Source organism: Actibacterium sp. D185-2, assembly GCF_054954595.1.
Genome location: NZ_JBPWNX010000005.1, coordinates 1 through 24,786, shown reverse-complemented (window position 1 = coordinate 24,786; position 24,786 = coordinate 1). Strand labels below are relative to the sequence as shown.

Annotated in this window: 35 protein-coding genes, 2 tRNA genes and 2 pseudogenes; 12 read left to right on the top strand and 27 right to left on the bottom strand. The window is 58.7% G+C overall.

Annotated features, from left to right (window positions below):
- The first annotated feature begins 7 nt into the window (after positions 1-7).
- The 4 genes from ACSR1C_RS10535 (at position 8) to ACSR1C_RS10520 (ending at position 1,802) form a co-directional block, all read left to right on the top strand.
- On the top strand, positions 8-394 hold the full coding sequence (locus tag ACSR1C_RS10535) for an MAPEG family protein (protein WP_460259513.1): 387 nt from the start codon (positions 8-10) through the stop codon (positions 392-394).
- A 10-nt stretch (positions 395-404) separates the two neighbouring features.
- On the top strand, positions 405-1,118 hold the full coding sequence (locus ACSR1C_RS10530) for a TerC family protein (protein WP_460259514.1): 714 nt from the start codon (positions 405-407) through the stop codon (positions 1,116-1,118).
- A gap of 74 nt (positions 1,119-1,192) precedes the next feature.
- Positions 1,193-1,267, top strand: a tRNA-Gly gene (locus ACSR1C_RS10525).
- A 145-nt stretch (positions 1,268-1,412) separates the two neighbouring features.
- On the top strand, positions 1,413-1,802 hold the full coding sequence (locus ACSR1C_RS10520) for an acyl-CoA thioesterase (RefSeq protein WP_460259515.1): 390 nt from the start codon (positions 1,413-1,415) through the stop codon (positions 1,800-1,802).
- Between the two features lie 6 nt (positions 1,803-1,808).
- Here the strand turns inward: ACSR1C_RS10520 and ACSR1C_RS10515 are convergent, their stop codons facing one another.
- Complete coding sequence (locus ACSR1C_RS10515; RefSeq protein WP_460259516.1) at positions 1,809-2,048, bottom strand: Lrp/AsnC ligand binding domain-containing protein; 240 nt, start codon at positions 2,046-2,048, stop codon at positions 1,809-1,811.
- Between the two features lie 138 nt (positions 2,049-2,186).
- Here ACSR1C_RS10515 and hisB point away from each other — a divergent pair, with 138 nt between their 5' ends.
- Positions 2,187-2,774, top strand: coding sequence for an imidazoleglycerol-phosphate dehydratase HisB (gene hisB, locus ACSR1C_RS10510; RefSeq protein WP_460259517.1), 588 nt, complete (start codon positions 2,187-2,189; stop codon positions 2,772-2,774).
- On the opposite strand, the gene ACSR1C_RS10505 is transcribed toward hisB, so the two are convergent.
- Positions 2,771-3,403: a DUF2306 domain-containing protein gene (locus tag ACSR1C_RS10505; protein WP_460259518.1), complete on the bottom strand. Its 633-nt coding sequence runs from the start codon at positions 3,401-3,403 to the stop codon at positions 2,771-2,773. The two genes, hisB and ACSR1C_RS10505, sit on opposite strands and share 4 nt — an antisense overlap.
- A 90-nt stretch (positions 3,404-3,493) precedes the next feature.
- Here ACSR1C_RS10505 and ACSR1C_RS10500 point away from each other — a divergent pair, with 90 nt between their 5' ends.
- Both ACSR1C_RS10500 and hisH read left to right on the top strand, forming a co-directional pair.
- Positions 3,494-4,105 (top strand): TetR/AcrR family transcriptional regulator, encoded by a 612-nt coding sequence (locus ACSR1C_RS10500; protein WP_460259519.1) that lies wholly within the window; start codon positions 3,494-3,496, stop codon positions 4,103-4,105.
- A gap of 100 nt (positions 4,106-4,205) precedes the next feature.
- Positions 4,206-4,844, top strand: a complete 639-nt coding sequence (gene hisH, locus ACSR1C_RS10495) for an imidazole glycerol phosphate synthase subunit HisH (protein ID WP_460259559.1) — start codon at positions 4,206-4,208, stop codon at positions 4,842-4,844.
- 47 nt (positions 4,845-4,891) lie between these two features.
- Here hisH and ACSR1C_RS10490 read toward each other — a convergent pair whose 3' ends face one another.
- The gene (locus ACSR1C_RS10490) at positions 4,892-5,275 is read right to left on the bottom strand and encodes a DUF2147 domain-containing protein (RefSeq protein WP_460259520.1); all 384 of its coding nucleotides are present in this window, start codon (positions 5,273-5,275) and stop codon (positions 4,892-4,894) included.
- Positions 5,276-5,414: 139 nt separating this feature from the next.
- Between ACSR1C_RS10490 and hisA the strand changes: the two genes are divergently transcribed.
- The 3 genes from hisA to ACSR1C_RS10475 are packed head-to-tail and all read left to right on the top strand — an operon-like array spanning position 5,415 to position 7,206.
- Positions 5,415-6,137, top strand: a complete 723-nt coding sequence (gene hisA, locus ACSR1C_RS10485) for a 1-(5-phosphoribosyl)-5-[(5-phosphoribosylamino)methylideneamino]imidazole-4-carboxamide isomerase (RefSeq protein ID WP_460259521.1) — start codon at positions 5,415-5,417, stop codon at positions 6,135-6,137.
- Between the two features lie 2 nt (positions 6,138-6,139).
- Positions 6,140-6,901, top strand: coding sequence for an imidazole glycerol phosphate synthase subunit HisF (gene hisF / locus ACSR1C_RS10480; protein ID WP_460259522.1), 762 nt, complete (start codon positions 6,140-6,142; stop codon positions 6,899-6,901).
- The gene (locus ACSR1C_RS10475) at positions 6,898-7,206 is read left to right on the top strand and encodes a phosphoribosyl-ATP diphosphatase (protein ID WP_460259523.1); all 309 of its coding nucleotides are present in this window, start codon (positions 6,898-6,900) and stop codon (positions 7,204-7,206) included. The genes hisF and ACSR1C_RS10475 overlap by 4 nt, the downstream gene beginning before the upstream one ends.
- 100 nt (positions 7,207-7,306) lie before the next feature.
- Here the strand turns inward: ACSR1C_RS10475 and ACSR1C_RS10470 are convergent, their stop codons facing one another.
- A complete protein-coding gene (locus ACSR1C_RS10470; RefSeq protein ID WP_460259524.1) occupies positions 7,307-7,738 on the bottom strand; it encodes a CoA-binding protein in 432 nt (143 codons plus the stop codon).
- 170 nt (positions 7,739-7,908) lie between these two features.
- Positions 7,909-8,700, bottom strand: coding sequence for a 23S rRNA (guanosine(2251)-2'-O)-methyltransferase RlmB (gene rlmB / locus ACSR1C_RS10465; RefSeq protein ID WP_460259525.1), 792 nt, complete (start codon positions 8,698-8,700; stop codon positions 7,909-7,911).
- A 132-nt stretch (positions 8,701-8,832) separates the two neighbouring features.
- On the opposite strand from rlmB, the gene ACSR1C_RS10460 reads away from it, so the two are divergent.
- Positions 8,833-8,916, top strand: a tRNA-Tyr gene (locus ACSR1C_RS10460).
- 187 nt (positions 8,917-9,103) lie between these two features.
- On the opposite strand, the gene ACSR1C_RS10455 is transcribed toward ACSR1C_RS10460, so the two are convergent.
- From ACSR1C_RS10455 to ACSR1C_RS10355, 21 genes and pseudogenes are all read right to left on the bottom strand, one after another.
- The gene (locus ACSR1C_RS10455; protein WP_460259526.1) at positions 9,104-9,322 is read right to left on the bottom strand and encodes a hypothetical protein; all 219 of its coding nucleotides are present in this window, start codon (positions 9,320-9,322) and stop codon (positions 9,104-9,106) included.
- A 104-nt stretch (positions 9,323-9,426) separates the two neighbouring features.
- Complete coding sequence (locus ACSR1C_RS10450) at positions 9,427-10,077, bottom strand: hypothetical protein (protein ID WP_460259527.1); 651 nt, start codon at positions 10,075-10,077, stop codon at positions 9,427-9,429.
- Positions 10,074-10,361: a hypothetical protein gene (locus ACSR1C_RS10445; protein ID WP_460259528.1), complete on the bottom strand. Its 288-nt coding sequence runs from the start codon at positions 10,359-10,361 to the stop codon at positions 10,074-10,076. The genes ACSR1C_RS10450 and ACSR1C_RS10445 overlap by 4 nt, the downstream gene beginning before the upstream one ends.
- On the bottom strand, positions 10,361-10,777 hold the full coding sequence (locus tag ACSR1C_RS10440; protein ID WP_460259529.1) for a hypothetical protein: 417 nt from the start codon (positions 10,775-10,777) through the stop codon (positions 10,361-10,363). Before ACSR1C_RS10440 ends, ACSR1C_RS10445 begins: the two co-directional genes overlap by 1 nt.
- A 2-nt stretch (positions 10,778-10,779) precedes the next feature.
- Complete coding sequence (locus ACSR1C_RS10435; protein ID WP_460259530.1) at positions 10,780-11,010, bottom strand: hypothetical protein; 231 nt, start codon at positions 11,008-11,010, stop codon at positions 10,780-10,782.
- 60 nt (positions 11,011-11,070) lie between these two features.
- On the bottom strand, positions 11,071-11,904 hold the full coding sequence (locus ACSR1C_RS10430; RefSeq protein WP_460259531.1) for a hypothetical protein: 834 nt from the start codon (positions 11,902-11,904) through the stop codon (positions 11,071-11,073).
- A gap of 241 nt (positions 11,905-12,145) precedes the next feature.
- The gene (locus ACSR1C_RS10425; protein WP_460259532.1) at positions 12,146-12,784 is read right to left on the bottom strand and encodes a recombinase family protein; all 639 of its coding nucleotides are present in this window, start codon (positions 12,782-12,784) and stop codon (positions 12,146-12,148) included.
- Positions 12,785-13,245: 461 nt separating this feature from the next.
- Positions 13,246-14,769 carry a primase-helicase family protein gene (locus ACSR1C_RS10420; protein ID WP_460259533.1) on the bottom strand — a complete coding sequence of 508 codons (1,524 nt, stop codon included), beginning with the start codon at positions 14,767-14,769 and terminating at the stop codon, positions 13,246-13,248.
- A 107-nt stretch (positions 14,770-14,876) separates the two neighbouring features.
- Complete coding sequence (locus tag ACSR1C_RS10415; protein ID WP_460259534.1) at positions 14,877-15,080, bottom strand: helix-turn-helix domain-containing protein; 204 nt, start codon at positions 15,078-15,080, stop codon at positions 14,877-14,879.
- Between the two features lie 87 nt (positions 15,081-15,167).
- On the bottom strand, positions 15,168-15,608 hold the full coding sequence (locus ACSR1C_RS10410) for a hypothetical protein (RefSeq protein WP_460259535.1): 441 nt from the start codon (positions 15,606-15,608) through the stop codon (positions 15,168-15,170).
- The gene (locus ACSR1C_RS10405) at positions 15,605-16,897 is read right to left on the bottom strand and encodes a tyrosine-type recombinase/integrase (protein WP_460259536.1); all 1,293 of its coding nucleotides are present in this window, start codon (positions 16,895-16,897) and stop codon (positions 15,605-15,607) included. Before ACSR1C_RS10405 ends, ACSR1C_RS10410 begins: the two co-directional genes overlap by 4 nt.
- A gap of 285 nt (positions 16,898-17,182) precedes the next feature.
- The gene (locus tag ACSR1C_RS10400; protein ID WP_460259537.1) at positions 17,183-18,253 is read right to left on the bottom strand and encodes a tyrosine-type recombinase/integrase; all 1,071 of its coding nucleotides are present in this window, start codon (positions 18,251-18,253) and stop codon (positions 17,183-17,185) included.
- Positions 18,254-18,256: 3 nt separating this feature from the next.
- Entirely contained in the window at positions 18,257-18,520 is a 264-nt protein-coding gene (locus ACSR1C_RS10395) for a helix-turn-helix transcriptional regulator (RefSeq protein ID WP_460259538.1), read from the bottom strand.
- A 2-nt stretch (positions 18,521-18,522) separates the two neighbouring features.
- On the bottom strand, positions 18,523-18,846 hold the full coding sequence (locus ACSR1C_RS10390; protein ID WP_460259539.1) for a DUF2190 family protein: 324 nt from the start codon (positions 18,844-18,846) through the stop codon (positions 18,523-18,525).
- 1 nt (position 18,847) lies between these two features.
- Positions 18,848-19,063, bottom strand: coding sequence for a phage head-tail joining protein (locus tag ACSR1C_RS10385; protein WP_460259540.1), 216 nt, complete (start codon positions 19,061-19,063; stop codon positions 18,848-18,850).
- A 183-nt stretch (positions 19,064-19,246) separates the two neighbouring features.
- Positions 19,247-19,441 (bottom strand): hypothetical protein, encoded by a 195-nt coding sequence (locus tag ACSR1C_RS10380; RefSeq protein WP_460259541.1) that lies wholly within the window; start codon positions 19,439-19,441, stop codon positions 19,247-19,249.
- Positions 19,434-19,772, bottom strand: coding sequence for a hypothetical protein (locus ACSR1C_RS10375; RefSeq protein ID WP_460259560.1), 339 nt, complete (start codon positions 19,770-19,772; stop codon positions 19,434-19,436). Before ACSR1C_RS10375 ends, ACSR1C_RS10380 begins: the two co-directional genes overlap by 8 nt.
- 112 nt (positions 19,773-19,884) lie before the next feature.
- Positions 19,885-20,019: pseudogene (locus ACSR1C_RS10370) on the bottom strand (hypothetical protein); the annotation flags it as partial.
- A gap of 232 nt (positions 20,020-20,251) precedes the next feature.
- On the bottom strand, positions 20,252-22,117 hold the full coding sequence (locus ACSR1C_RS10365) for a type IV secretory system conjugative DNA transfer family protein (protein WP_460259542.1): 1,866 nt from the start codon (positions 22,115-22,117) through the stop codon (positions 20,252-20,254).
- Positions 22,117-22,662 (bottom strand): hypothetical protein, encoded by a 546-nt coding sequence (locus tag ACSR1C_RS10360; RefSeq protein ID WP_460259543.1) that lies wholly within the window; start codon positions 22,660-22,662, stop codon positions 22,117-22,119. The genes ACSR1C_RS10365 and ACSR1C_RS10360 overlap by 1 nt, the downstream gene beginning before the upstream one ends.
- Entirely contained in the window at positions 22,659-23,534 is an 876-nt protein-coding gene (locus ACSR1C_RS10355) for a hypothetical protein (RefSeq protein ID WP_460259544.1), read from the bottom strand. Before ACSR1C_RS10355 ends, ACSR1C_RS10360 begins: the two co-directional genes overlap by 4 nt.
- A gap of 231 nt (positions 23,535-23,765) precedes the next feature.
- Between ACSR1C_RS10355 and ACSR1C_RS10350 the strand changes: the two genes are divergently transcribed.
- Positions 23,766-24,365, top strand: coding sequence for a hypothetical protein (locus tag ACSR1C_RS10350; RefSeq protein ID WP_460259545.1), 600 nt, complete (start codon positions 23,766-23,768; stop codon positions 24,363-24,365).
- On the opposite strand, the pseudogene ACSR1C_RS10345 reads toward ACSR1C_RS10350, so the two are convergent.
- Positions 24,284-24,664 (bottom strand): annotated as a pseudogene (locus ACSR1C_RS10345) (transposase); the annotation flags it as partial. The gene ACSR1C_RS10350 and the pseudogene ACSR1C_RS10345 sit on opposite strands and share 82 nt — an antisense overlap.
- Positions 24,665-24,786: the final 122 nt, after the last annotated feature.

Here is a 24,786-nt window from a genome sequence, read left to right as displayed (position 1 = left end):
ACAACCCATGCTGACCATTACCTCTCTCTATGCCGGGCTGACCGCCCTGTTTTACGTCTTTCTCAGCGTGCGCGTGATCAACCGCCGCGTCACCGCGAAGGTTTCGACCGGCGACGGCGAGGACAAGGAATTGTTCACGCGGATCCGGGTTCAGGGCAACTGCGCCGAATACGCGCCGATGGGTCTGTTGCTGATGGCGCTGGCCGACGCACAGGGCGCCCCTGGCTGGCTGATGCATCTGCTGGGGCTGATGCTGCTGGCCGGGCGGCTGCTGCACGCCTGGGGGCTGGGTGCCACGCCGCAACGGTCATCCGCGCGGATCGCGGGCATGGCGCTGACCTTTGCCATGCTGATCGCCGGGGCGCTGGTCAACCTGCGCATCGCATTGTTCTGAAGGATAAATCATGCTGCACCTGCTGAGCGACCCGGCCGTCTGGGCCTCTTTCCTGACGCTGACCGTGCTGGAAATCGTGCTGGGTGTCGATAACGTCATCTTCATCTCGATCGCCGCCCAGCGCCTGCCGCGCGAACAGCGCGGGCGGGCGCGGTTTCTGGGCCTGATCGGCGCGCTGTTCCTGCGGGTGGGTCTGCTGTTCTCGATCGCCTGGATCGTCTCGCTGTCGGCTCCCTTCGTCACCGTCGCCGGCTTCGATCTGTCCTGGCGCGACCTGATCCTGCTGGCCGGCGGGTTGTTCCTGATCTGGAAAGCCTCGACCGAGATTTTCGACGAGGTCGAGGGCGAGGAAAACCATGCAACGGCGCGCGGCGCGGCCAGCTTTACCGGGGTGATCGCGCAGATCATGGTGCTTGATCTGGTGTTTTCGCTCGATAGCGTGATCACCGCCGTGGGTATTGCCGATCACCTGCCGGTAATGGTCGCCGCCGTGGTGGTCGCGGTTCTGGTCATGATGATCGCGGCAGAACCTATCGCCCAATTCGTCGAGGATCACCCCTCGACCAAGATGCTGGCGCTGGCCTTTCTGGTGATGGTCGGCATGGCGCTGGTGGCCGACGGCGCCCATTATCATATCGAGCGCGGCTTCATCTATGGGGCGATGGCGTTCTCTGGCGCGGTCGAGGTGCTGAACCTGCTGCGCGCCAAGCGACGGCGCGGATAGAAAATTCACGCCGGGGCCGATTTTCCTCTTGCAGCCCCCGGCGTGACTGAGTAAATCCCCCCTCACCCAAGGACGCGGGCGTAGCTCAGGGGTAGAGCATAACCTTGCCAAGGTTAGGGTCGTGAGTTCGAATCTCATCGCCCGCTCCAATTTTCCCCCACCGGGGATGAAACAGGGCGCAGCTTCGGCTGCGCCTTTTTCGTTTCGGCACATTCCCCTTCATCGGATACGGGCGCGGCTTGCCCACGGCCCCGCCCGCGGCGTAGGCTGCGGCAGCGCGCCAAAGGAGCCCCCATGCCCAATCTGCCCCCCGAAGGGATCGAGCCGACGATCCGCACCATCGCCATGCCCGCCGACACCAACCCGGTGGGCGATATTTTCGGCGGCTGGCTGATGTCGCAGATGGATCTGGCGGCGGGCTCTGTCGCGGCGCGGGTCGCGATCGGGCGCGCGGCGACCATCGCGGTGGACGGGATGCAGTTTCTGAAACCCGTGAAGGTCGGCGACGAGGTCACGCTTTACGCGCATCTGATCGGGGTCGGGCGCAGTTCGATGAAGATCGAGGTCCGGGCCTGGCGCCGGGCCCGCTATAGCGAGGACAGCGAGCAGGTCACCGCCGGCATCTTCACCTTCGTGGCGCTGGATGACGCGGGCGCACCGCGCCCGGTGCCGCCACAGGGCTGATCCGCCTCAGAACGCCTTGAAGGTCAGCGTCGTCAGCGACCGGGCGATGCCCGGAATATCCAGCAGATGATCGTTGATATATTTGCCCACATCCGCACCCTCGGGGATGTAAAGCTTCATCAGCAGGTCATAATCGCCGCTGGTCGAATACAGCTCTGAATGGATCTCGCGCAGCACGATCTCTTCGGCCACGGCATAGGTCTGGCCCGGAACGCAGCGCAGTTGAACGAATACGCAGGTGGTCATCGCAGATCCTTTCGGCTTGGTGCCCTGACCCTATGCCATGGGGCACAGCGGCCACAAGTTGCAAAAACCGCCCCGCCCCCTTGGACGAACCCCGCGCGCGGCGTATAAGCCGCCGGGAAACAAGGCGGAGGCCCGCAGATGCGGACGGCACAGATCACGCGCAACACGGCAGAGACCGCGATTTCCGTCGAGATCAATCTCGACGGCAGCGGCCAGTACGACAACCAGACCGGCGTGGGGTTCTTCGACCACATGCTGGATCAGTTGTCGCGCCATTCGCTGATCGACATGACCATCCGCGCCAAGGGCGATACCCACATCGACGATCACCACACGGTCGAGGATACCGGCATCGCGCTGGGTCAGGCGCTGACCCGGGCCCTGGGCGACAAGACGGGCATTCGCCGCTACGGGTCCTGCCTGTTGCCGATGGATGACGCGCTGGTGCGCTGCGCGCTGGACCTGTCGGCGCGGCCTTTCCTGATCTGGAATGTGGATCTGCCCACCGCCAAGATCGGCAGTTTCGATACCGAACTGGTGCGCGAGTTCTTTCAGGCGCTGTCCACCCATGGCGGGATCACCCTTCATGTGGATGCGCTGCACGGGTTCAACAGCCACCACATCGCCGAGGCGGCGTTCAAATCCGTGGCCCGCGCCCTGCGTGAGGCGGTCGAGACCGACCCGCGCAAGGCGGATGCGATCCCCTCGACCAAAGGCGCGCTCTAAGCCCCTTCCCGCTCAGGCAGCCTGTGTCTGCGCCGGTATCCGGCGGCGCGCATCCCTTCGGCCACCAACAGGTTCGGTACCCAGCACAGCCAGGCAACGATGCTGTATGCGGCGGGAAAGGCCAGCCCCCCGGCGATGAGGATCGGCAGGTAAAGGCGCAGAGTGACAGCCGCGAAGGTCAGCGCCGCAGACCGGATCATCCAGCGGCGGTGCTGTGCGGCCTTCCCGGCGCGCGCCATCGCTATGCCAAGGCCGGTGCAGCCCAGCCACAGCACCGCCAGCAACCCGAACCCGGCGGCGGCCACCGGCCCCGCGCGGGTGCCGAACGCCAGGAACAGCCCGCCAACACCTGAAATGAGGACCGCCAGCCCATAGGCGCGCCCGATCCATCTGTGCACTGCCGGGCGGGTGGCCCGCAGCGTGACCCGGAACTGAAACGGCAGCAGGGCCAAAGCGACCGGGGCGAAAATGATATGCCCGAAGAAGGCCAGTTTGCGCTCGATCGCGTGATAGGCGACGAAATCCATCGACGCCGGCACGCCCAAAACGATGAACCGCCACGACGCGATCGCCACGCCAAGCGACAGAAACCAGAACAGAAATCTACGCACCGTCGAAACATGGGCCATCGGGGGCTCCTCAAAAGGGATTCGGCAAACTTGACAGTGTCAAACCACGCTGACTTGACGCTGTCAAGTTTGGCGGTATTCTTCCCGCAGATGACCGAGAAGAACAAGAAACCCCCGCATCACCATGGCAATTTACAGGCCGCGCTGATCCAGGCGGGCATGGAATTGCTGGCCGAAGGCGGCAATGACGCGCTGACGCTGCGCCGGTGCGCGGCCCGGGCGGGCGTGTCCCATGCCGCGCCCGCGCACCACTTTGACGGGCTGCTCGGGCTGAAGGCCGCCATCGCAACCGAAGGGTTTCGGACGTTTCGGACCTATATGCTGGATGCGGCCCGCAGCGGCGCGCAATCGCCGCGCGGGCGGCTGAAAAGCATCTGCCGTGGCTATCTGCAATTCGCCATGGACAACCCGGCCCTCTTTGACCTGATCTTCGGGTTCAAGGCAGAGGTCATGACGCAATGCGGCATGGATCGGGACAACGCGATTGCCTATGACGTCTTGCGCCAGACCTGCGCGCCCTTCGTGCCCGATGGTCAGAACCCCGCGATTGTCGAAACCCAGGTCTGGTCGCTGATCCACGGCTATACGACGCTGTTCATGTCCGGGCGGCTGTGGCCCGAAGGGGGGGGCGAGGCCGGGCAAGGCCCATTCGATCAGGTAATGGCGCTGCTGGACCGCATCGGAACGGACCCGGCGGACTAAGGCCCGCGCCCCGGCAAAGCGGGCTTGGATTTCCCGCCAAACTCGCCTAACCAGCACGGGGCCGATCGTGGACAATACCAGCGCAAGGACGGATGAACCGATGCTGACGGCAATCGTGGATTATGAGTCGGGCAACCTTCACTCGGCCCAGAAGGCGTTCGAGCGCGTCGCGCGCGAAACCGGCGCGGGCGACGTGATCGTGACCTCTGACCCCGACACGGTGCGCGGCGCCGACCGGATCGTGCTGCCCGGCGACGGCGCCTTTCCGGCCTGCCGCAAGGAACTGTTCGACCATCGCGGGCTGTTCGAAGCGATGGAAGAGGCCGTGGTGCGCGGTGGTCGTCCGTTTCTGGGGATCTGCATCGGGATGCAGATGATGGCCACGCGCGGGCTGGAATACCGTGAAACCCCGGGCTTTGACTGGATCGCGGGCGAAGTGGTGAAAATCGCCCCTTCGGATACGTCGCTGAAGGTGCCGCATATGGGCTGGAACGATCTGGTGATCGACCACCCCCACCCGGTTCTGGACGGGTTGGCCACCGGCGACCACGCCTATTTCGTGCATTCCTATCATTTCCGCGTCGCCGATCCGGCGCATCGGCTGGCCCATTGCGACTATGGCGGCGACATCACCGCCATCGTCGGTCGGGGCACCATGGTGGGCACCCAGTTTCACCCGGAAAAAAGCCAGGCCACCGGGCTGCGCCTGATCGCCAATTTCCTGGCCTGGGCGCCCTGAACGAACGCTCGGCGGTCCGCGGGACCGCGAGCGCCCGCCGCCAGGGGTTACTTCACGCGACGCCAGTTCTGCTTTTTGCAGATCGGCCCGACGCAGCCCGAAACCTTCAGCAGATCGCCCTGCAGGGTCATCTTCGACTTGAAGACCTTGCCCATCTTGGGGTTCAGGATCTTGCCGCCGCCATAGGCACCGCCCCCCTTCACCTGCATATCCCAGATGATCTGTTTGCCATTGTCCGGGGAATTGACTTCGCCCGCTTCGGTGAACGAGCGTACCAGGGTGCCGCAGATTTGTTCGCCACAGGGCACGATCTTTACATGACCATAGCCACCGTCGTCGACTTCGGTCTGCCAGGTGCCTTCGACCGGGTCTGCGATTGCGGTGCCGGCCAGGCAAATGCCCAGCGCGGCAAGGATGCCGAGTTTCTTCATATACTATATTCCTCCCTATAGTGGCGGCAGTTTTGCACAGCCCTCCCGCGTCAGGCAAGCGCAAGATGCAAGCGCTGGCGCGTTGCATTCCCGTGCCGAAGGTGCATAAGAGCCCGCAATGAATGACAGGAGAGCCGCCATGATCCTTTACCCCGCCATCGACCTGAAGGATGGGCAATGCGTGCGCCTTTACAAAGGCGAGATGGATCAGGCCACCGTGTTCAGCGACAACCCCGCCGCACAGGCGCGCGCGTTTCAGGATGCGGGCTGCGACTGGCTGCATCTGGTGGATCTGAACGGCGCTTTCGCGGGGGAGCCTGTCAATGCGGCGGCGGTCGAGGCCATTCTGGCCGAAACTTCCGTGCCCGCCCAGTTGGGCGGCGGCATCCGCGACATGGCCACGATCGAGGCCTGGCTGTCCAAGGGGCTGGCGCGGGTTATCCTGGGCACGGTTGCGGTGGAAAACCCCGATCTGGTGCGTCAGGCGGCACGCGCCTTTCCCGGTCAGGTCGCCGTGGGCATCGACGCGCGCGACGGTCGCGTGGCGACCAAGGGCTGGGCGGAAGAGACCGATGTGATGGTCACCGATCTGGCGCACAGCTTCGAGGATGCGGGCGTCGCCGCGATCATCTATACCGACATCAACCGCGACGGCGCGATGCAGGGCCCCAATGTGGCGGCCACGGCGGCGCTGGCGCGCGCGGTGTCGATCCCGGTGATCGCCTCGGGCGGGGTGTCGTCACTGGCCGATCTGATCGCGCTGCGCGATTGCGGCGCGGCGCTGAACGGTGCAATCTCGGGGCGCGCGCTGTATGACGGGGCGATTGATCTGGCCGAGGCGCTGAAGGTTCTGAAGGGCTGACCATGCTGAAAACCCGCATCATCCCCTGCCTCGACGTGGCCGATGGCCGCGTGGTCAAGGGCGTCAACTTCGTCAATCTGATTGACGCCGGCGACCCGGTCGAGGCGGCCAAGGCCTATGACGCCGCCGGCGCGGATGAGTTGTGTTTTCTCGACATCCACGCCACCCATGAAAACCGCGGCACGATGTACGATCTGGTGACCCGCACCGCCGAGCAATGCTTCATGCCGCTGACCGTGGGCGGTGGTGTGCGCACCATCGAAGACGTACGTGCCCTGCTGCTGGCGGGGGCCGACAAGGTCAGTTTCAACTCGGCCGCCGTGGCCAACCCCGATGTGGTGCGCGAAGCGGCCGAGAAATTCGGCAGCCAGTGCATCGTGGTCGCGATCGACGCCAAGACCGTGGCGCCGGGCAAGTGGGAAATCTTTACCCATGGCGGGCGCAAGCCCACCGGCATCGACGCGGTGGAGTTTGCCGAAACGGTCGTGGCCAAGGGCGCGGGCGAGATATTGCTGACCAGCATGGACCGCGACGGCACCCGCGCCGGATTCAACCTGGACCTGACCCGCGCGATTTCGGATGCGGTGGATGTGCCGGTGATCGCAAGCGGCGGCGTCGGCACGCTGGACCATCTGGTCGAGGGCGTGACCAAGGGCGGCGCCAGCGCGGTGCTGGCCGCGTCGATCTTTCATTTCGGGGATTTCACGATCCGGCAGGCCAAGGACCACATGGCCGCCGCGGGTATCCCGGTGCGGCTGTCATGAACGCGCTGGAGCGGCTGGCCGCCACCATAGAGGCGCGCAAGAGCGCCGATCCCGACAGCAGCTGGACCGCCAAGCTGCTGGCGCGCGGCCCCGAGAAAGCGGCCGAGAAATTCGGCGAGGAAGCCATCGAGGCGATCATCGAAGCGGTGAAGGGCGATACCGCGCGCCTGACCTCGGAAGCGGCGGATGTGCTGTATCATCTTCTGGTGATGCTGGCGGCGCGCGATGTGGCGCTGGCGGACGTTCTGGCCGAGCTGGAGCGGCGCGAGGGCAGGTCGGGTATCGCCGAGAAGGCCGCGCGCTGATCCGATTGGGGCCCGTTCCGGGCCATTTCCTTTGCCTCGCGTCCTGCGGACGCTCAGGTTTGCCTCCGGCGGGGATATTTTCGCGAAAAAGAAGCCGCCGTCAGGTGCCGAACAGGCGCGCGTAGTCGATCTTGGGGCAGCGGTTCATGATCACGGTGATGCCGGTGGCTTCGGCCCGTGCGGCGGCCTGCGCGTCTTCCACGCCCAGTTGCATCCAGATCGTGCGCAGCGCCGACAGATGGGCCAGCGCCTGTTCGACGATATCGGGGACGTATTCCGAGCGGCGAAAGATATCGACCATGTCGACCGGGATATCGGCCGGGATCGCGGCCAGATCGGAATACACCTGTTCGCCGAACAGCATCTTGCCGGCGAGGCCCGGATTGACCGGGATCACCCGCATCCCCTTGTGCTGCAGAAACCGGGCCACGGTATGGCTGGGTCGGCCGGGATTTTGCGACGCGCCCACCACCGCCACCACGCGGGTGCCGGTCAGCACATCTTTCAGAAGATCGTCGGAGGGGATGCTCATGCGCGTCAGCCTGATTGGAAAAAAGCGCCCGGGCCAAAAGGCCGGGCGCCAGTCACGGAACGAGGGACAGTGAAGCGAAGCACGATAGTTCCGTCATCGCGCTTGCTAATATTCAGATAGGTATCGCCACCGGCATTTCCAGAGCATGTAATATAACTGTGAAGAGCCGGTTAAGACCCCGCAGGGTCGGGCGTGCGCGCGGCATAGAGGGCGACCGCCGCCGCGTTGGACACGTTGAGCGACCCGAACGCGCCGGCAAACGGGATTTTCACCAGATGGTCGCAGGTGTCGCGGGTGCGTTCGCGCAGGCCTGGCCCTTCGGCCCCCAGCACCAGCCCCACGGGCAGGTCGCGCAGCGGGGCCAGCGCCGCGTCCAGCGTCACCTCGGCCGCGCCATCGAGCCCGAGCAGCGTGTAGCCCATCTTGCGCAACTCTTCCATCGTGTCGGCCAGGTTACGGACCCGCAGATAGGGCTGACGTTCCAGCGCGCCCGAGGCGGTTTTCGCCAGCGCCCCGGTTTCCGGCGCCGAATGGCGGTGCGGCGCGATCACCGCGCGGGCGCCGAACACCTCGGCCGAGCGCAGGATCGCCCCCACGTTATGCGGATCGGTCACCCGGTCCAGCAACACCACGCGCGGCGAGGCCAGGCCCGGCTCGCACAACTCGGGCAGTGGGCCCCAATCCAGCGGCTTGACCTCAAGCGCGGCCCCCTGATGCACCGACCCCGGATCGAGCGGCGCCGCGAATCTGCGCGGGTCGGAAATCTCGGCCTCGATCCCCGCTTGCGCGATCGCGTCGGCCAGCCGGTCGGCGGCGTTGCGGGTCACCACCAGGCGCAACCGTTCGCGGCGCGGGTTCAGCAGGGCGTCGCGCACCGCATGCAACCCGAACAGCCACACGGTTTCCGCCGCCGCGGCCCGTTTCGCGCGTTCCTTGTCGATCACCCAGGTTGGTTTTTTCATCCGCCCACACCCCTTTTTGCAGGAGCGCGGACCATGCAGCCATCGCCCGTGCTTCGCAAGGTATTTTCCTGTTGACGGGTCCGGGCGGCGCTTGTATCCACCCGTCACTCGAACGGCAATGCCGTCAGAGATGGGCGACAGGCCGCAAGGTGTGGCAGGGGACTGTAACTCCCTCGCGGAGACGCACGCCTGGTTCGATTCCAGGGTCGCCCACCACCTTAAAAATCAACAGGTTAACGGATAAACTCACATTTCAGGCTGTTGATTTCGCCATACTGAAAAATCAGTTTGTAGGCATTCTGTAGGCATCTTGTTTAGAAATCATGCGGCGTTGCGCGTTTCGATCTGTGCTGGTTGTCACCCCGCATGGTGCCTTTAGTGGTCACTTACGGCATTGTGCCGCTTATGGTCGGTGCATCGGATGGTAAAAATACCGGTGCTGCCCATCCTGATCGACCGGCCCGATTGCGATGCTGTAAAATTCTGAACCATCGGCCCTCACGCAAACATCTATCGAAAGCACCTGTTCCGGCCTGAACAGGGTTTCATCAGTCATGTCCGGGTTTCGGAAGGCGGTGAGCCACCCACCAACATCCGCTTGATTTCTGATCGTGAAGGTCATCGTGATGCTTTCCAACAGTGGCCGGTTGGCGTTGTGCTGATGAGACACCCCAACCGGCCCGGACGTGTCGCAACCGCAACGAACCAAACGCCGGTATCATTTGTTCATTGATCGCCCATCGTGCGGGCAACCATCGCGCGGGCCAGCCTTCCGGTTTGCCGACTGTGTTCAACCATTTCCAAGAGCGAATATTTTCCGTTCATCGGCAAGGGTTCGGGTTCAGGCAAGCGTTCGCCCCTATCCATAACCTTCAACCGCTGCCAGGTTCTGCCGTTTTTGTCACGCTCATGCCTTGCGCGGTGCCGGTGTGGATCATCCGGCAAAGTGGGGACTGCTTCAGGGTCGATAATCAACGGTAGCGTCTGATCAACAAATTTAGCGGCTTCATGCGCGTGATGGTCAGCAAAGAAGGTATCTACATCGAACCGGTTGAAAGATGTTTTACGGTTTTGCAGAGCATTGACGGTTAAAAGTTGTAGCAAACCTTTGCCGGTGATTGCTACCGTCTGGCTTCCAAATGCGTCAACTTCAGATCGGAATGCACATGGACTTGTCGTTTCAGAGAAACCCAACACTGTTTGCCGATCAAACGGTAGCATCTGGGATTTGGCGTTACCGTGGCGCTTGCGATAGTCTTTTTCCCACACTAGGCTAAGAACATCCGTCCAGTTGTGCAGGATGATGAACGCTTTAGGTTCAATAATGTGTAGAGCGGTTTCCATTTTGTTTTCCAATTTTCCAAGATTATCAGTCATTTTGCAACGTCCCTAAAATCACTATACACCTGCGATGCAAACTCCTCGCTCAAATCTTGCGTGACCATCGGAGTTTGCAACCAATCGAACGGGGTCCAGTGCGTCATATTCAATAACGCAGCATAAGCATCATCACCGGTTTCAGAATGAAGTTTTTCACACCATTTTTTCAAATACTGGCGCTGATCGACGGATAAGCAGGCAAGCGGGTCAACTGGCCTATTCGCTACGGCTTCACGCTTTAAGCGGATAACTTTTATCAGCAATGATGAAGCCGACAGCATTATTCTTCACCACGCAACAATCGGGTTAGATTATCGACTTCCGCCCGCAATTCTTCCAAATCGGAAACATTTTTAAGATGACTGATCGAATGGGCGATGGTTTTCGCTTCCGTAGGTGAAATATCCCCCGCAACTAGCGCGTTAATAATATCTTCCACACCAGCCCCGTCCAATTCAACAACACGTTGAGCCGGTAGAACGCGCTCTAACAGCCAAGTAGCTGTTTTTACGTCACCTTTATCAATCGCGGTGCGCACAACATCAATCGCGTCCGGTGTCATTTGTCGCAATTCAGAAAGCGCGCCTTTGATTATTTTGCTTTTAGCACCTACCGGACGGCCAGGATTACCCTTCGCGAATTTCCCATCTGAACCACGATCCGATAAAGATCGGTTAGTATCGGTTTCAAAACTCATTTTCAGACCCAACTTATTTTAACACCATTGGCGCGCAACCAATTTGCAATTTCCGCAGTGTCATAATGCGCTTTTCCCGAACGCCGCCCGAACACACTTGGAAAACCGGCATGAACCCGAAGATAATGAACAGATTGGCGTGAACGATCTAAGGCATCATAAAGAACGGTCGCATCAATGGTGTTGCCCGCCGGTAAGTTGACAATAGGTTTTAAAGCGATAGATCGCGCCATCTAAAATTACCTCACATTTTGTCAGGACGGGCGAACAAAGCCCGTCCTAATCAACCGCGATTATTCGTATAGAGCGGACCAAATAGCATCGGGCGCTTTGTCGCAAGCAACCGCAAGAACCGCGCAAATGTTCTTCAATGAAGCGGCGACATCATCAATGCGGTTTTCTTGCTGATCGAAAAATTTCATTCTGGCTTCTGCCCATTCAGCAACCACGTTTTCATCAACACCAATGGCGGCAGGATCATCAAGCGATGGCTGTTTCGCTGCAATTCCAACACCGTCCGAACGTGCACCGGAAAGGTTTGCTTGAATGACGTAACGAATTTGGACGGGTCGCCACATATCATCAGGTAGTTTAATTAAACCGCGCATCGACAACAAAACTGCTAGTTGGTCAGCGCCCATTGTTGCGATTGTCTGAAGGATTGCCGGTTGATCCATTGCAACAAAACGGGCGCTGATCGCAGAGGCAATCGACGGGTTCACGATATGCAAATCAACGAACTCTTGCCGCCCCGTGACTGCATGGCGCTTCATGGCTTGCAATGCCGTGATGGTGTCTTTGAAGGATCGTCGGCAATTGGTTGTGATGACCTGCAACGCCGTTTCTGGCATACGTTGAGGATGCACGTCCTTCGCTTTGGCGGCAATCGCAACAGCCGATAAACCGATGGTATTTTTCAACGTATCCAAGTGGGTTTTAAGCGCATCGCTGTCGCGGTTTTCAGGGAACGGCAGAAAGCTGAAGGCCGGATTATCCTCACCGGTCCGTTGGGCACTGATAACAATGCCGCGCTCATTGTCGCGCACCACCGGCACCAGGTATTCTCCAACGGCGGGCGGGTTATTGAATGCGCGGGGCGGCGCGAATTGATTGGGCAGAATAATCATTGCGTTTCCTTTACGGGTCATGTTGTCCCGTCATTGGTATAGGATTGGAAATGATCGTGCAAGTCATTGTTTTTATTGGATTTTCATCGCTATGACCAATCCAATGATTACCGCAATAACCAACGCAATATCCATCGCACGGCATCGGTTCACTGTGCGGCCCGCCAGGACGCTTACCGACCGGTCACGGGTGGTTGTGACCAGATCGGGCAATGTCGCGCTGTGGCGGTTGTTTTGGCGGCTACATACCCCAACGATCAAGCGCCGTTTCTGCACCGTCCCGATGATCGCGAATACGCAAGACGGCTTGGCGAGATAGATTTGCGGCCTTGCTGATCGCTGACGGGTTTTCGCCATTGTTCAGCAGCGCAACCACCAGATTAAACTGGTCGCGATCATAGGACGGTTTCCGGCCCCGGTATTGGTGCGGCTTGTGTTCGCGCGCATGGGCTATCCCGGCCCGCTGTGCTTCCTTGGTCGCTTCGGCTTGGGCTTGGGCGGTTGCTGCCATGAAAGCAATCAGCGCGTCCCGTACCGCTTGTTGTATCGGGTCTCTGGTCGCCCCATCAAACACCATGCCATTAATGACCGTGTTGATGATCACGCCGCGCCGCATGAATTGTCGGATGGTATCGGTTACATCCTGATAATCGCGGCCAAGTCGATCTACCCAACGAACAACCAACACGTCACCGGCCCGCAAGCGATCAAAAAGCCGCGCGCCGCCTGGACGATTTGCTAGGCGGGTGCCGATACCTGAAACCCCTTCATCTGAAATCACTTCATCTATTTTGAAACCAGCACTGATCGCTTGGACGCGCTGGTGTTCAAGCGTCTGGTCGGTGGTGCTGACCCGCGCATACAGGATTGTTTGGCTCATTGGTTAATCCGTCCATAAGGGTTCTGTCCGTTGGTTATGATGACCGTAGACCGATAGCAACCCTAACGGACGCTTTAATCCGTAGATTTTATTTGTCCATTAGAGTATACCCATACGGACAAAGTGAGCGATTTAGGACGTTATTCCTGTTCTGGCTTTCTGGCTTTTTTCCGGCCTGCGTAAGTTGTTGTTTTCATTAGATATAGCCAGAAAGCCAGAAAGACAGGAATATATAGAGTATACAGTAAGGTTAATACATAACATTAATACATAACCATTTCATATCCGTAAGTGAGTTTCGGCCTTTTTCTGGCCGATGCATCCAAGTTACTGATTATACACACAAAAGCCCCGCCAGAACCGGTTTGGCTCTTTCTGTCCTGACAGCAATTTCAGCAAAAATTCCATAAAAAATGCCCGCATAATTTATAAGCGGGCAAATTTCCAAAATTTATAACCTTCTAAACCGTATGATAACCCTGCGCCGGTCCATAGTTTGAGCATGTTTGATTTTTATCTAAATGGAAAAGTTCAGGTTTAGATTGATCCTCTGAAAATATCGGCACTGTCGCCCGTCCGATGTAATGATAACCAAGTTCCAAGATCGCCTTGGTTATCGCCTGTGTTGAATGATCACGGTTGAACAAGCCCTTCGCTTTCGTCCTGCTGATCCAGCCGTTTCTAAAGCCCGTTTGCTCCTGCCCCACCGCTTCAGAAATGGCTTGCGCAATCGGTCCGTAGCTTTGGGTTACAGCTTCATCCATGCTGGTCGTCCAAGGCGCACGTCCGCCTAGTGAGCCGCGCTTGATCGGGTAGGTCAGCAGGAAATTGGCGATGATTTTTAAACCCGTCTTGTGGGTCTTGCGACCAAGCCAAACATCATACAGCCAATCAAAATAAGCATCGTCCATGCCCGCTCGCAAAAGATCATCTTTCGTTTGCAACGCACTGTAGTTGATGCTGAACCGCCGCGTATTTTTGTCAATGGGAATTGCATCTTTCCAGTTGGTAAAGAAAAGCCAATTTGCTGGTTGGTCTGCTAACTTCTGATCGACACCTTTGCCTTGAACTTCGCCTTGATCCTCTGAAATTAGGTCTTTCAAAACCTCGACAAGTTCACGCTTTTCGGTGTCTCTAACTTCATCCACGATTATAAATAACTTTCGTTCCGTCCATGCGTTAAAATTCGCGCCACTGTCTTTTAGGTTCTTTGCCTTCGGTGTATAGTAATACTGTGAGCCGATGACGTGCATCATCGCGTACTTCAATATGTTCTTACCAACACCTTCAGCAGATTGAATTACCGGCGACCACGGTATCTTGTCACCGGGGAATTGCGCATTGTGAGCCATGTAGTTAATCAGGTTCTTTTGATCGTTAGGGTCCGGTAACATCAATGCTATATGTCGCAAGAATGGCCCTACATCGCCCAGTTCACTTTCAATGTTTGCTGGTCTGTAAGTATTGACGGACGTTTGCCCCATATCGTTTGTTACAATTTCAAATGGTTTTCGGTTTGGTTGAAAACACTCGCTATCCACTTTCGGAATTGTCCAAAGTGTCGAATTTGTTGCCGCTTGCCATGCTTCAGTTATGATCTTTGCGTGTTCATCAACCAAAAATTTCTTTCCACCATACGCGGCGTTAAAAGTGGTCTTGTTCATATAGTGACCGTCTGGTGTCAAAATTCTACCTGTGGACTTGATAAAATAGCACCCTTTGAAATATTCCTTTTGCTCAATTTCGGTCAGCATTTCGCCTTTACCGTCCAGCTTTGGCGGCGGCGGAAAAGACTTGGGCGCTGGCGCGGGCTGCTGTAGCGGCGCGGCTGCTGGCTGGATAGGCGGTTGCGGCCTCATGGGCGGCATGGATGCCATAGGCGCGGGCTGTTGTGCCTGCGCGGGCGGCATGGATGCCATAGGCGGCACGGTGTTAGCGAACGCCATTGCAGGCTTGACCATATGGTCAGTTTGTGGGAACGTCATTTCAGCAAAATCCTTTTATGCCCGGTACGCTCTCGACAAGCGTCCGGGCTTTTTCTTTGGTTAATATATTGAGATTGCAGTGTGCGAATTTCGCGATGCAATAATCATCATGCGTTCACATTCATTTCAATAAATGCGTTCACATCGGCGGCGCGATACCGGACACCACGTCCAATTTTGACATAAGGCAATTTCTTTTCCGCCCAACGGTCCCGCTCAAGCCATTTTGGAGACACCCCAAGAATGCGGGCGGCTTCGTCTTGGTTCATCAACGCGGGAACGGTGTGGGTTGTCACTACTTGGGTTTGCATTTTGATACCTCATTGATTTGCATAAGGTATCAATAGCGGTTGGAAAATGGACCTGTCGTCAGCAAGAAAATAGAAAATATTGGCTATTTATTTGAGGGTTTCATTATACCATTCTCGAAATCTCTCAATATCGGTAAAACGACGCTTGGGCGCGCTGTAGGCGTTGCCGCGCCGTAAAGCGTTGCGCAAGGTTTCAAATTCCAAATTATGTTGTTTTGCAACTTCACCTAAAACTTCTTCACTATTACCGCTAAAGTTTTTGCCTTTTCTCATGTCTTGATATTCACAAATTGCAAGGTAGACTGGATCATTCAAATAGTTAAACGGCCCGCCGGTCGTCTTTTTCGGCGCTCCCCTGCCTTTGCCCTGCGGTCCGGTCAACCGACCTTCAAGCAACAACGCCAAATCGCGCCGGTGCCAATCGGTCAACGGTTCATCGCTGCGCAAGAGTGCGGCAAGATCGGACGGGTCGCCCATCGCAGCTTTCCAGACCTCAATTGGTTCTTTGATTTTCGACAGGTCCGTCATGTTTGGACCTCTAAAATATCAACCTGTTCCCGGCGTTCTGGTGACATGATATAATCGGAAATTCGCTGCATAGCGTCCCGCAAATCGTCGGTTGTAATCTGAATATATCCCGCTGTTGAACCGCCGTCCCGTTCGCCCCGCTCATCACTGCTTATGTGATTGATCAATCTTTTCAGCTTGTATGTACTAATGTCCAACCGGCTTGCGATGGTGCTGAATGTGCGCCGTAGATCATGCGCCGTAACTCTGACACCGCTTGCAGCTTCGATCTTTTCATAAGCTGTTCTAAGATCGGACGGGACGTTATTGCTCCTGTCGCTGAAAACACAGGTTTTACCGCTTATGGCTTTGCGTTCTTCCAACAGGGTAAGAATTTGCGTTGATAGGGGCAGTTCATGCTCCATCCGGTTCTTAGTGTTTCGGAACAAAACTGTTTTTTTCTTGAAATCTACATCGCGCCATTCAAGCGCCGGATAACCAACCTTTGCGTTTCCAAGCACTTCGGAGAACCGCGCCCCGGTCAACAACATGAATACCAGTGCATCGCGCTTTTGATTATCAAGACTTATGCCGCCAAGATTGTTATGAACGGCATCCAACCACGCAGATATTTGATTGTCGGGTATGTGTCCCGTAGCCCGCTTTTCTTCGGCCCATAGCTTTCGATTTCGGCGGCTTAGACGGTCTACCGGGTTGCGCTTGATTATCGGATCATCTTCATCGTCATGGTTCGCCATGACTTCGTTAATCGCCGCGCGAAGATAGCGGAACGCCAGATTTGCTTGTGCCGGTGATTTTGCGGTCATGTCAGCATGGCGATCTATGACCATCTTGCCCGTTAGTTCAGTCACCGGGACTTCATGCCAATCCCCAAAGCGTCTCATGGCCTTTTCAATGTCTCGGATCGTCAGGGGTTTCTTTGGCGTCCGAACGCCAACACCTTTCGACTTTGGCGCTTTGATGTAAATCTCAAACGCATTCTTGATGGTGATCAACCGCGCATCGTTGCGCGCTTTTTGGGCTACTGGATCAACACCACTGGCAAGCTGCCCGATTTTTTCATCGGCATCCCGGCGCGCGTTTGCAACGGTAATATCATCCGTTCGTCCAATGGTGATACGCCGGGTTTTTCGACCAACGCGCCTTTCCACAATGTAAGATTTTGCGCCGCCCGCTGATACCCTGACACCGAACCCGCGCGTCTCTGTATCCCAATAGAACGCCTGACCCGTTGCGGGCTTCGGTAGCCTCTCGACACTCGTTTTCGTCAGCTTGATCTTGTTCGTCATATCCCGCCCGCTTTCGGTTTGTAGGCATTTTGTAGGCATCTTGCTTAGAAGCTGCGAACCACCACTAACGGACATAGACCCTAAAAACCTCAATAAATCAAGGAGTTTGTCGCGTACTTAGAAAATATGAGAACGAGCGAAAAGCCAATAAAAAGGGACTGTAACTCCCTCGCGGAGACGCACGCCTGGTTCGATTCCAGGGTCGCCCACCACTTCCATTTTCAGCCCAAATAAATCAATTGCTTACAGAGCAAATTGTCAAACTTATGTGCCGGGTTTGACAGTTTATGTTCTCCCTTTGATCTTGCCCAGTGATGCCATAGCGCCTTCTGCCAAACCCTTGCGGCCCGCCGCGACCGTGTACCGCGTGACTTCGGACAGAGTCTTGTGACCGCTGATAGCCATGATTTGATGCGGTGTGCAGCCCGCTTCAGCCAACATCCGGCACGTCGCCTTGCGCAATCCGTGCGGGGACAGTCCATCTGGCAGAGCTGGTTTGGGCTTGCCGTCCACTTCATGAGCCACTTCCTTTGCCATGCGGCGGAACCAGTTCGTGAAGCTCTCGGGCTTCATTGGCCCGCCGCGCTCAGACACCAGAAAGGTCAGATTGTCATTGGGCAGAGAATCTAGGGTCGCTTTCAGGTCTTGGTGCAGCGGGATCGAAACTTGCTGCCCGGTCTTTTGTTGCGTGATCGTCAACACATTGTTTCTCACGTGCTGGCGTCCCATGCGGACCACATCGCCCCGCCGCTGCCCGGTGTAGAGCAAAAGCATCATAGCAAGGTGCGCCCGAGTCCCCGGCTTGTGGTGCGCCAGATAGAGGTCAATCTCGTGGTCTTCCCATGTGGTGAAGCCGCCGCTTTTCTCTTTCATCTTCCGCACGCCCACGGTCGGGTCATCGCGCCGCCAGCTCATTTCGACAGCGTGACGCATAAGGATATGGATCATCCGCAAGAGGCGGTTGGCGGCGGCGGGGGTCGCGGCCCTATCGTTCACCAGCTTTTGAATGTGCTGGCGCTGAAGCATGGCCACCCTCTTATCCGCGTGCTCAGCCCGGAAACGCTCTAAGATGTTGCGATAAGTGCGTTTTGTCACGTCGGACAGGTTCGTGAAGTCGGACGTGCGGTAGTAGCTGGCCACCAGCGCCCCAACAGTTCCGGGCTTGCTCTTGGTCTTGCCGATTTCGGCTTTCTCGCCTTGTGCCGCCAGCTCATATGCAGCCATGAAGTCGGGACTCCACGGCAGTCCGGGCAGAGCTGCGCGGGGATAGCCCGGGCGGCGGTAGTACCAGCGCACCTTGCCGTGTCTGTCTTCAAAGCCCTGACAGTATTTGGGCGGTCTTCGGAGTTGTTTCATAGGTCAGTCCCATTCGTTTACGTCGGAACCGCCAGCATCGGACGAGTCGCCATCGCCCGGCAAGGTATCAATCGCAGCGTCCAGAGCACGCACGTCCCAAAGCACGCGACCATACACGCGCTTGGGGCCGGGCATGAAGCCGTCGCCCATCATCCGGTCAAAGGTGTTCGGGCTGACACCTGCATAAGCCGCCGCCTCAGCACGCGACAGCAGCCTTGCGCACGGCGGCGGCAAGACTCTGTGACGTGTTGAGGCGACGGCGTTCATGCTCAGCCGTCCAGACGGACGTTGACAGAGCCGCTGGGGTTGGCAGCGGCGGTGACGGCCAAGCCGACACGGGTGTTGCCTGAGGCGGTGCTGGTGACAACCTTGGCGGTGTCATCCCAATAGACCAGAGCACCCACGTCAAAGGTGTTCGCGGATACCTTGGGCATGTCGAAGACGCCTTCGGTGCTCAGGACCAGCTTTTCGCCAATGGCAGCATCCCCGGACGCGATGCCGAAGAGGTTGCCGACTTTGACACCATCGCCAGAGCTGGCGGCGGCGGCTGCGGTCACGGTGATGGAGACACCGGGTTGAACATAGTTGCGCATTTCAGGTTCCTTTCGAGGCTTGGAAGTGCAGGACGCGGGGGGCTGCCCCGCTCAGCCGGGCAATCTCAGCGTCCAGCGCCGCCATTGCCTTGGCCATTTCGTTGTCGGATTTGAACTCCACCCGTTCGCCGTTTTGATCTTGAAACGCCCGGGTGCCGTTCATGCGGGCGGCGAACAGCGCCCCCCGCATTTTGGTGAGTTCGGCAATGGTGGCCATTACGCGCCCTCGTTGAGATAGGCGGCGCGGCTTTCCAGCCACCCGGCCCCGAAGTCCAGCCACGCCCTGAAGCGCATCCCCAGCGTGGACCATGCCTCAGAGCGTTGGATTTGCACCCCCTGCGCTGAGCTCAGGTAGCCGTACTGGAACGCTGCCATGCGCGACGGGTCCCGGGTGTGTTGATCATCTAGGGGCAAGACGGCGCTCCAATCGTTTGAAGGTGTCAGAATCCCGGCCAACCTTTTCACCAGTGGACGGGCAGCGGACCACGCTGGCCCGGTCGATGCGGGCCGTCAGACGCGGGCCAGTGATTTCGTCACTGGCGTCGGATGCGAGCTGGCGCAGGTACTTGTCGTGGAATTTGCCGCGCTCAGTCATCGGTCGACTCCTTCGCACCGAAGGACAGGCCCAGCTCAGCTTCACGGGCGCGGTCGGCGGCAATCTCTTGATCCAGCTCAGCGACATTCCAGCCAAGGGCAGCCACAGCCTGCTTGCGGCTTGTCAGGCCCATTGCGAGGGCTTCACGGGCCGCTGCCATGTCCTTGGCAGGGTCAACCTGCATCGGACGCGGGGGCAGCCATTCCGCCTTCAGAGCGGGGGCCAGTTCGGGCACGTCCAGACGGTTCGCCAGATAGGCGTCGGTGACGAAACGGCGGTACACCGGATTGAGGAATTGCGGGACAATGGTGTGGTAGACGTATTGCTCCACCTTGACCCTGAAGGGCAGCAGAGCGGCCCTGAGTGAAGAGTAGTTCGCCTGAGACAGGTCTGGCCCGCAAGGCCCGGGGGGATCGTGCCGCGATGACGGACAGGTTGCCCCCGGCGAAGTGGCGGTGCAGCATCGTGTCCCGCCCGCCCTTGTCGGTGGTGAGTGCCGCCCGCAGGTCCGGGGACTCTTGGAACGTCGGTTCAATGACGCTGGTGACAAGGTGGCGGGCGTCACTGTCCACAGCCATAGGTGAGGATCACAAGCGCCAAGCCGCCAAAGACAATCAGCGGCGTGGCGGGGGTCATACCGGAGAGCGCCGACAGAAGTGGGCCCATAAGCGGACGACGGGCGCGCGTTGCAGCTCGCTCAGCAACGCATCCATCTGCCGTGCCGAATCAAGGAAAGTCAGCTCCCGCGCGCCGATACTCACATCCCGGTCATAAATGACCTGGTCGAGCTGTAGGCTGAGACTGGAGATTTCACCAATGCGTTCGGCGTTTGCAGCAATTGTCTCTTCTAGAGCGCGCACAATCTCGCTCTTGCCCGAGCAAAAGCCCAGAAGCGTGCCTGTAACGATGCCCCGTCCGCTGGCTCCGGTGATCGCACCGGTTTGCAACTCTTGCTCGTAGCGTGCACAGGCGGCTGATCATTCGCGTTCCGGCCCGCGTGGCCGCGGCACGCCCGCGCCGGATGCGCATCTTGACCTTGCCCAGATAGCGCGCGCCGCCATGCAGCGGGTTGTTCGCCACCTCCATGCGCCAAGGCGAAACCTCATGATATCCAGCCTTGAGCGCCTTCGCAGGGGATAAGTTCTTGATAAACAGGATTTGCTCGTCATCCGGCAGGCGGCGGATTTGATCGGGGGTGAGCAGTGGCTTTTTGGCCCTGCCGATGGACAGGCTTGGCATGTCGCCGGGTGCGCCGCCCATGCCGAAACTCTCCGAAGTGATTTCTTCCTCGCCCAGCATCCGGCTCACAAGGCTTGCCGTGTCGTAAGAAGAGACGCCGAAGAATTGCTTGACGTCCGTCTGGCTCAGGATCGTGGCCAGGGCTTCGCGGCCATAAACCCGCGCAATCTCTTCCAACTCCTGGACCACCATCCAGCAGCGCACGCCGTAGCCGCCAAGCGCGGTCAGAGCGTTGGGCAGGCCGGAGAGGCGATAGTTGGTGAACTCGTCCAGAATGAACTGGACGCCGCACGCATCATCGCTGCGCACCAGCTCTTTCAGCGCCGCCCAGATCAGCAGCCCCAGCCAGGGTGCAAAGACATCCATGCGGGAGTAATCGCAGACCAGAAACAGCGTAGTTTTTTCCCGTTTCAGATCGGAGAAGCGGAAATCGCAATGCGCCATCGATGGGGCCAATCGTCCGCTGGGGCCGAAAGCCACGAGCGCCTGCACCGCGCCTTCGCGGAAGGATTCGAAATGCTTGGGATTATCCTCCCAATTTGACGCGATATTCGTTGCCAGATTGGCCAGTTCACCGCCAAGCGCATCGCTAGTGCGGGCCTCGCCTAGCAGGCGCTCAAATTCCCCGTTATCGCCAAGGACAGCGAAAGCGCGGGGAAGATTGGCCTCAATTTCGTCCCGCAGCAGGCAGAGCGCCACGACGACGAAAACGATCAGCTTGCGCGTGCCGTTCGGCCAGAAAGGATCACGATCTCCGCCGGGCGGCGTGGCCACTAGCTGGAACGCAAGCGACCACGCATCGGCAATGGCATCTTCGGGCGTAAATTCCAGATCATCCAGAATGATCTGGAGCGGGTTGTAGGCGGCATTGCCCATGCTGAATTTATGAGCCAGGTTGAGGATGATGACATTCTGGCCGTGCCGCTCTTCAATGAGGTGGGCCGTTTGCGCGGCGAGCTCACCTTTCATATCCGCAACGATCCGGCTGGTGCCAATGTCTTGGCATAGCGCCGCCATCACAAAGCCGGTTGTCTTGCCCTTGCGCGCCGGAGAACAGAGCAAGCCGTGCACGCACGTTCCGATGAAGAGCGGTTGGCCTTCCAGGATTCCAAGGAAAAGCCCCTTTGTTTTTGCCAGCCCAGCCTTGCGGGCTTGGCGTCTGGTCAGCCAACTGGCCGATGCCTCACTGCGCTTAGGACGTAGCGCGCGGAACGTCCGGCCCAGCTTGACAAGCAGCGCGATCAGATCGGCGGCGACCGCTGTAATCCCGAACGCAAAGATCAGCGCCCCGCCGCCCCAGGCATAGGCCCACCAGTCCGGCCCAAAGCTGCCAGGCTGGACGAGTGGCCAGCTTTGATGGAGGCCATAGCCAAGTGCGGTTGTGACCAGCAGCTTGCCGATCAGGCCCGAACCCGGTTTTTGGGGAGAGCCATTCATCAGGGCACTCCCGGAAACGGGCAGGCCAAGCGTGCGGCATCCACTTCGCTGGCGCTTACCTCAAGCAGCGCCAGATCACCAGCGCGGACGGCGACATCTTCGATCCGGCCATCGCTATGCAGAACAGCCAAACCAACGCGCGGATCGAGCCCACCGTTGTCGATAATCACCCAGCAGAAGGACCGGATCAGGCCGGTTTGGCGGGCGGCATTCGCATAGAGCGTGCCGACCACGAGATTAACGCCGTCTTTGAGCTGATCGCCTTGGCTGAAAACGAAGTCTTGCGCGGCGATGACATCGCCTAGCCGCTCACGCTCTTCTTCGAGCGCGCGGCGTTCATCCTCCAGCGCGGCCAGTTCCTGCGCTACGCACTCACTACCCGCCTTGGGATACCCGGCGATGCAACGCAGCTCCGAGCCAATGGCCTTGATGCCGGGCATTTGCTCGGAGGCTAGGGATAGGACCAGGGCGATAATCCCGGCGGTGAACAGGCTCACCATGGCAAAGCCGATGGCGGTGCCGATCATGCGTTTGATCGCGCTCATTGGAATTCTCCTGCTTGAAGTGTGACTTTGCGCGCCCGCGCCTTGATCGCAGCGGCCCAGAACAGCAGCGTGGAAAGCGGCGCAAACAGATCGATGGCCAGCGCAATGGCGAGCTGCGGCAAATGCAGCCGCCAATGCTCCAGAACCAGCACTTGAGCGGGTTTCAGCGTCGCGCGTCCCGCGTCCGGCAAAGGCAGCGCCTCGATTTCTGCGATCATCGCCGCAATAGCCGCGCCGGACGCGCGTTCTTCCTGGACGATGGCAGCAATGGCGCGCGCTTGCGCTTGTGCCAATCCGTTCCCAGCGGTTTCCAATTCCGCGACCGATCCGGCCATAGTGCTTGAGGCCGCGCGCAGACCTCTCGTCCGGTCGGCATTCTCGGCTTGCGGCGCGATGACAAAAAGCGCGTCTTCCATGGCCGCAGCGCGCGGCGCGAGCGTCCGGGCTTGCGCGGCGTATTCATCAGCCTGGCGTTGCAGCTCCAGCCCCCGCGCAGAATCCTGCGAGATACCGATGAAGCTGGTATAGGTGCTGGAAAGCGCCAGCATCACCATCAGCACGGCGACGACAACAACGCCAATGCCCCGCGCCTGATAGGTGGCATAGCGCGGAATCAGGCGCATCGCGTAGTGCCAGAGCGCATATTGCGCACCCATGGCCGAGGCCGTCACCAGCAGCGCAATCTGCCGTGTGGTTTCGCTAGCCCCGCTGATCCAGTCCGCCATGGCCAGCACGCCCGCATTGCTGGTCCACCAGGAGCAGACCAGAAAACCAAGCAGCAGAAGCGGCTGATAGTAAAACTGGTAGATAGCGCTGAACCGCTGCGCTTCGTGCGTCGGCGGTGCCTGTAAGGGGGTCGTTTGATGTTCCATAGCGTTAGACAAGCCTTTCCTGGGCACCGGGAACGCAGGTTTCCGGCGGCGGATGATGGTTTCGAATTCTTGGGGGCCGCGATGTTTTCGGCTCTGGGCGTTAGATACGCCTAGCGGCGCTGTCTGCCAAATCGCAGAGCGCGGAATTCACAAGATAAAGGCCGCTTGAAAGCGGCCAACATATTGCTCTTATTGGATGATGTATGTCGCAGTTCGAGGCACCGCACGACCATGCCCAAACCGATCTTCAGCTCGCGCTCCCGCATCCCGGCGGCGAAAGCGGACAAACTCCTGCGGTGCTATGCTGAGCGTTTAGAGCCTGCCGTGACTGCCAAGCGTACCGGGCTCTCGCTCAATACCGTCTACGATCAATACAGCCGCATCCGCTGGCGGCTGATCGAAGTCGGATACTACCGTGACGCGGCGCTCTCTAAAGAAGAGGACGGACTGTCAGAAGAAGCCAAAGCCATGCTCAGGCAACGGCGCGGCCTTGAAGACGGCGACATCTACGCCCACGCCGCCGAGATCATCGAATGGCTGGAAGAATGGCCCTCCGGCACCGTCCTGCGCCAACTGCGCAAGATCATTGAACTCACCGGGCCGCTGGACAAGCCGATTAGCCTTTCAGCGCGGCAAGCAGACGTTGTCGCTGCCTACGTCCGTTATGCGCGAGCAAAACTCATCCATGATCGAATTAAAGTGACGACGGACGATGCACTTACTGACTTTTATCGTCGTTCTAAACTAGGTCATGTTGACAAAAGGCGCAGCCAGAGGCGGATGGAGGTGATGTCTATGAAGCCAAGAAAGCTTTCGGCGGTTTTGTCATAACGGGTTGCGACCCGGCGAGCGTTCTTCAACTTGTTGACGCACCGCTCGACCAGGTTGCGCAAGGAATACAGCGAATGATCGACGCCGACGCGCATCTTGCGTGATTTGCGCATGGGAATTTGGGTGAGCACGTCCCGCGCCTCCATCTTTTTCCGAATGCTGTCAGCATCATAGCCTCTGTCTGCCAACAGGACGCTCGGCTCTGGCAAATTGTCGGCCATGACCAGATCGAACCCGAGGTAATCGGACGTCTGGCCGGGCGTGATCTCGGTTCTCATGGGCAGGCCGACTGCATTGACACTGACCTGCCCCCCGATGGTCCCTCATTCATAACGAGAGTCTGCGGGTCTGGTTTTCATATTCCTCGGTTTCGGTTTGGGCAAGCGCGTCGGGCGCGGAGCCCTCAAATTGCTCAAGCGTC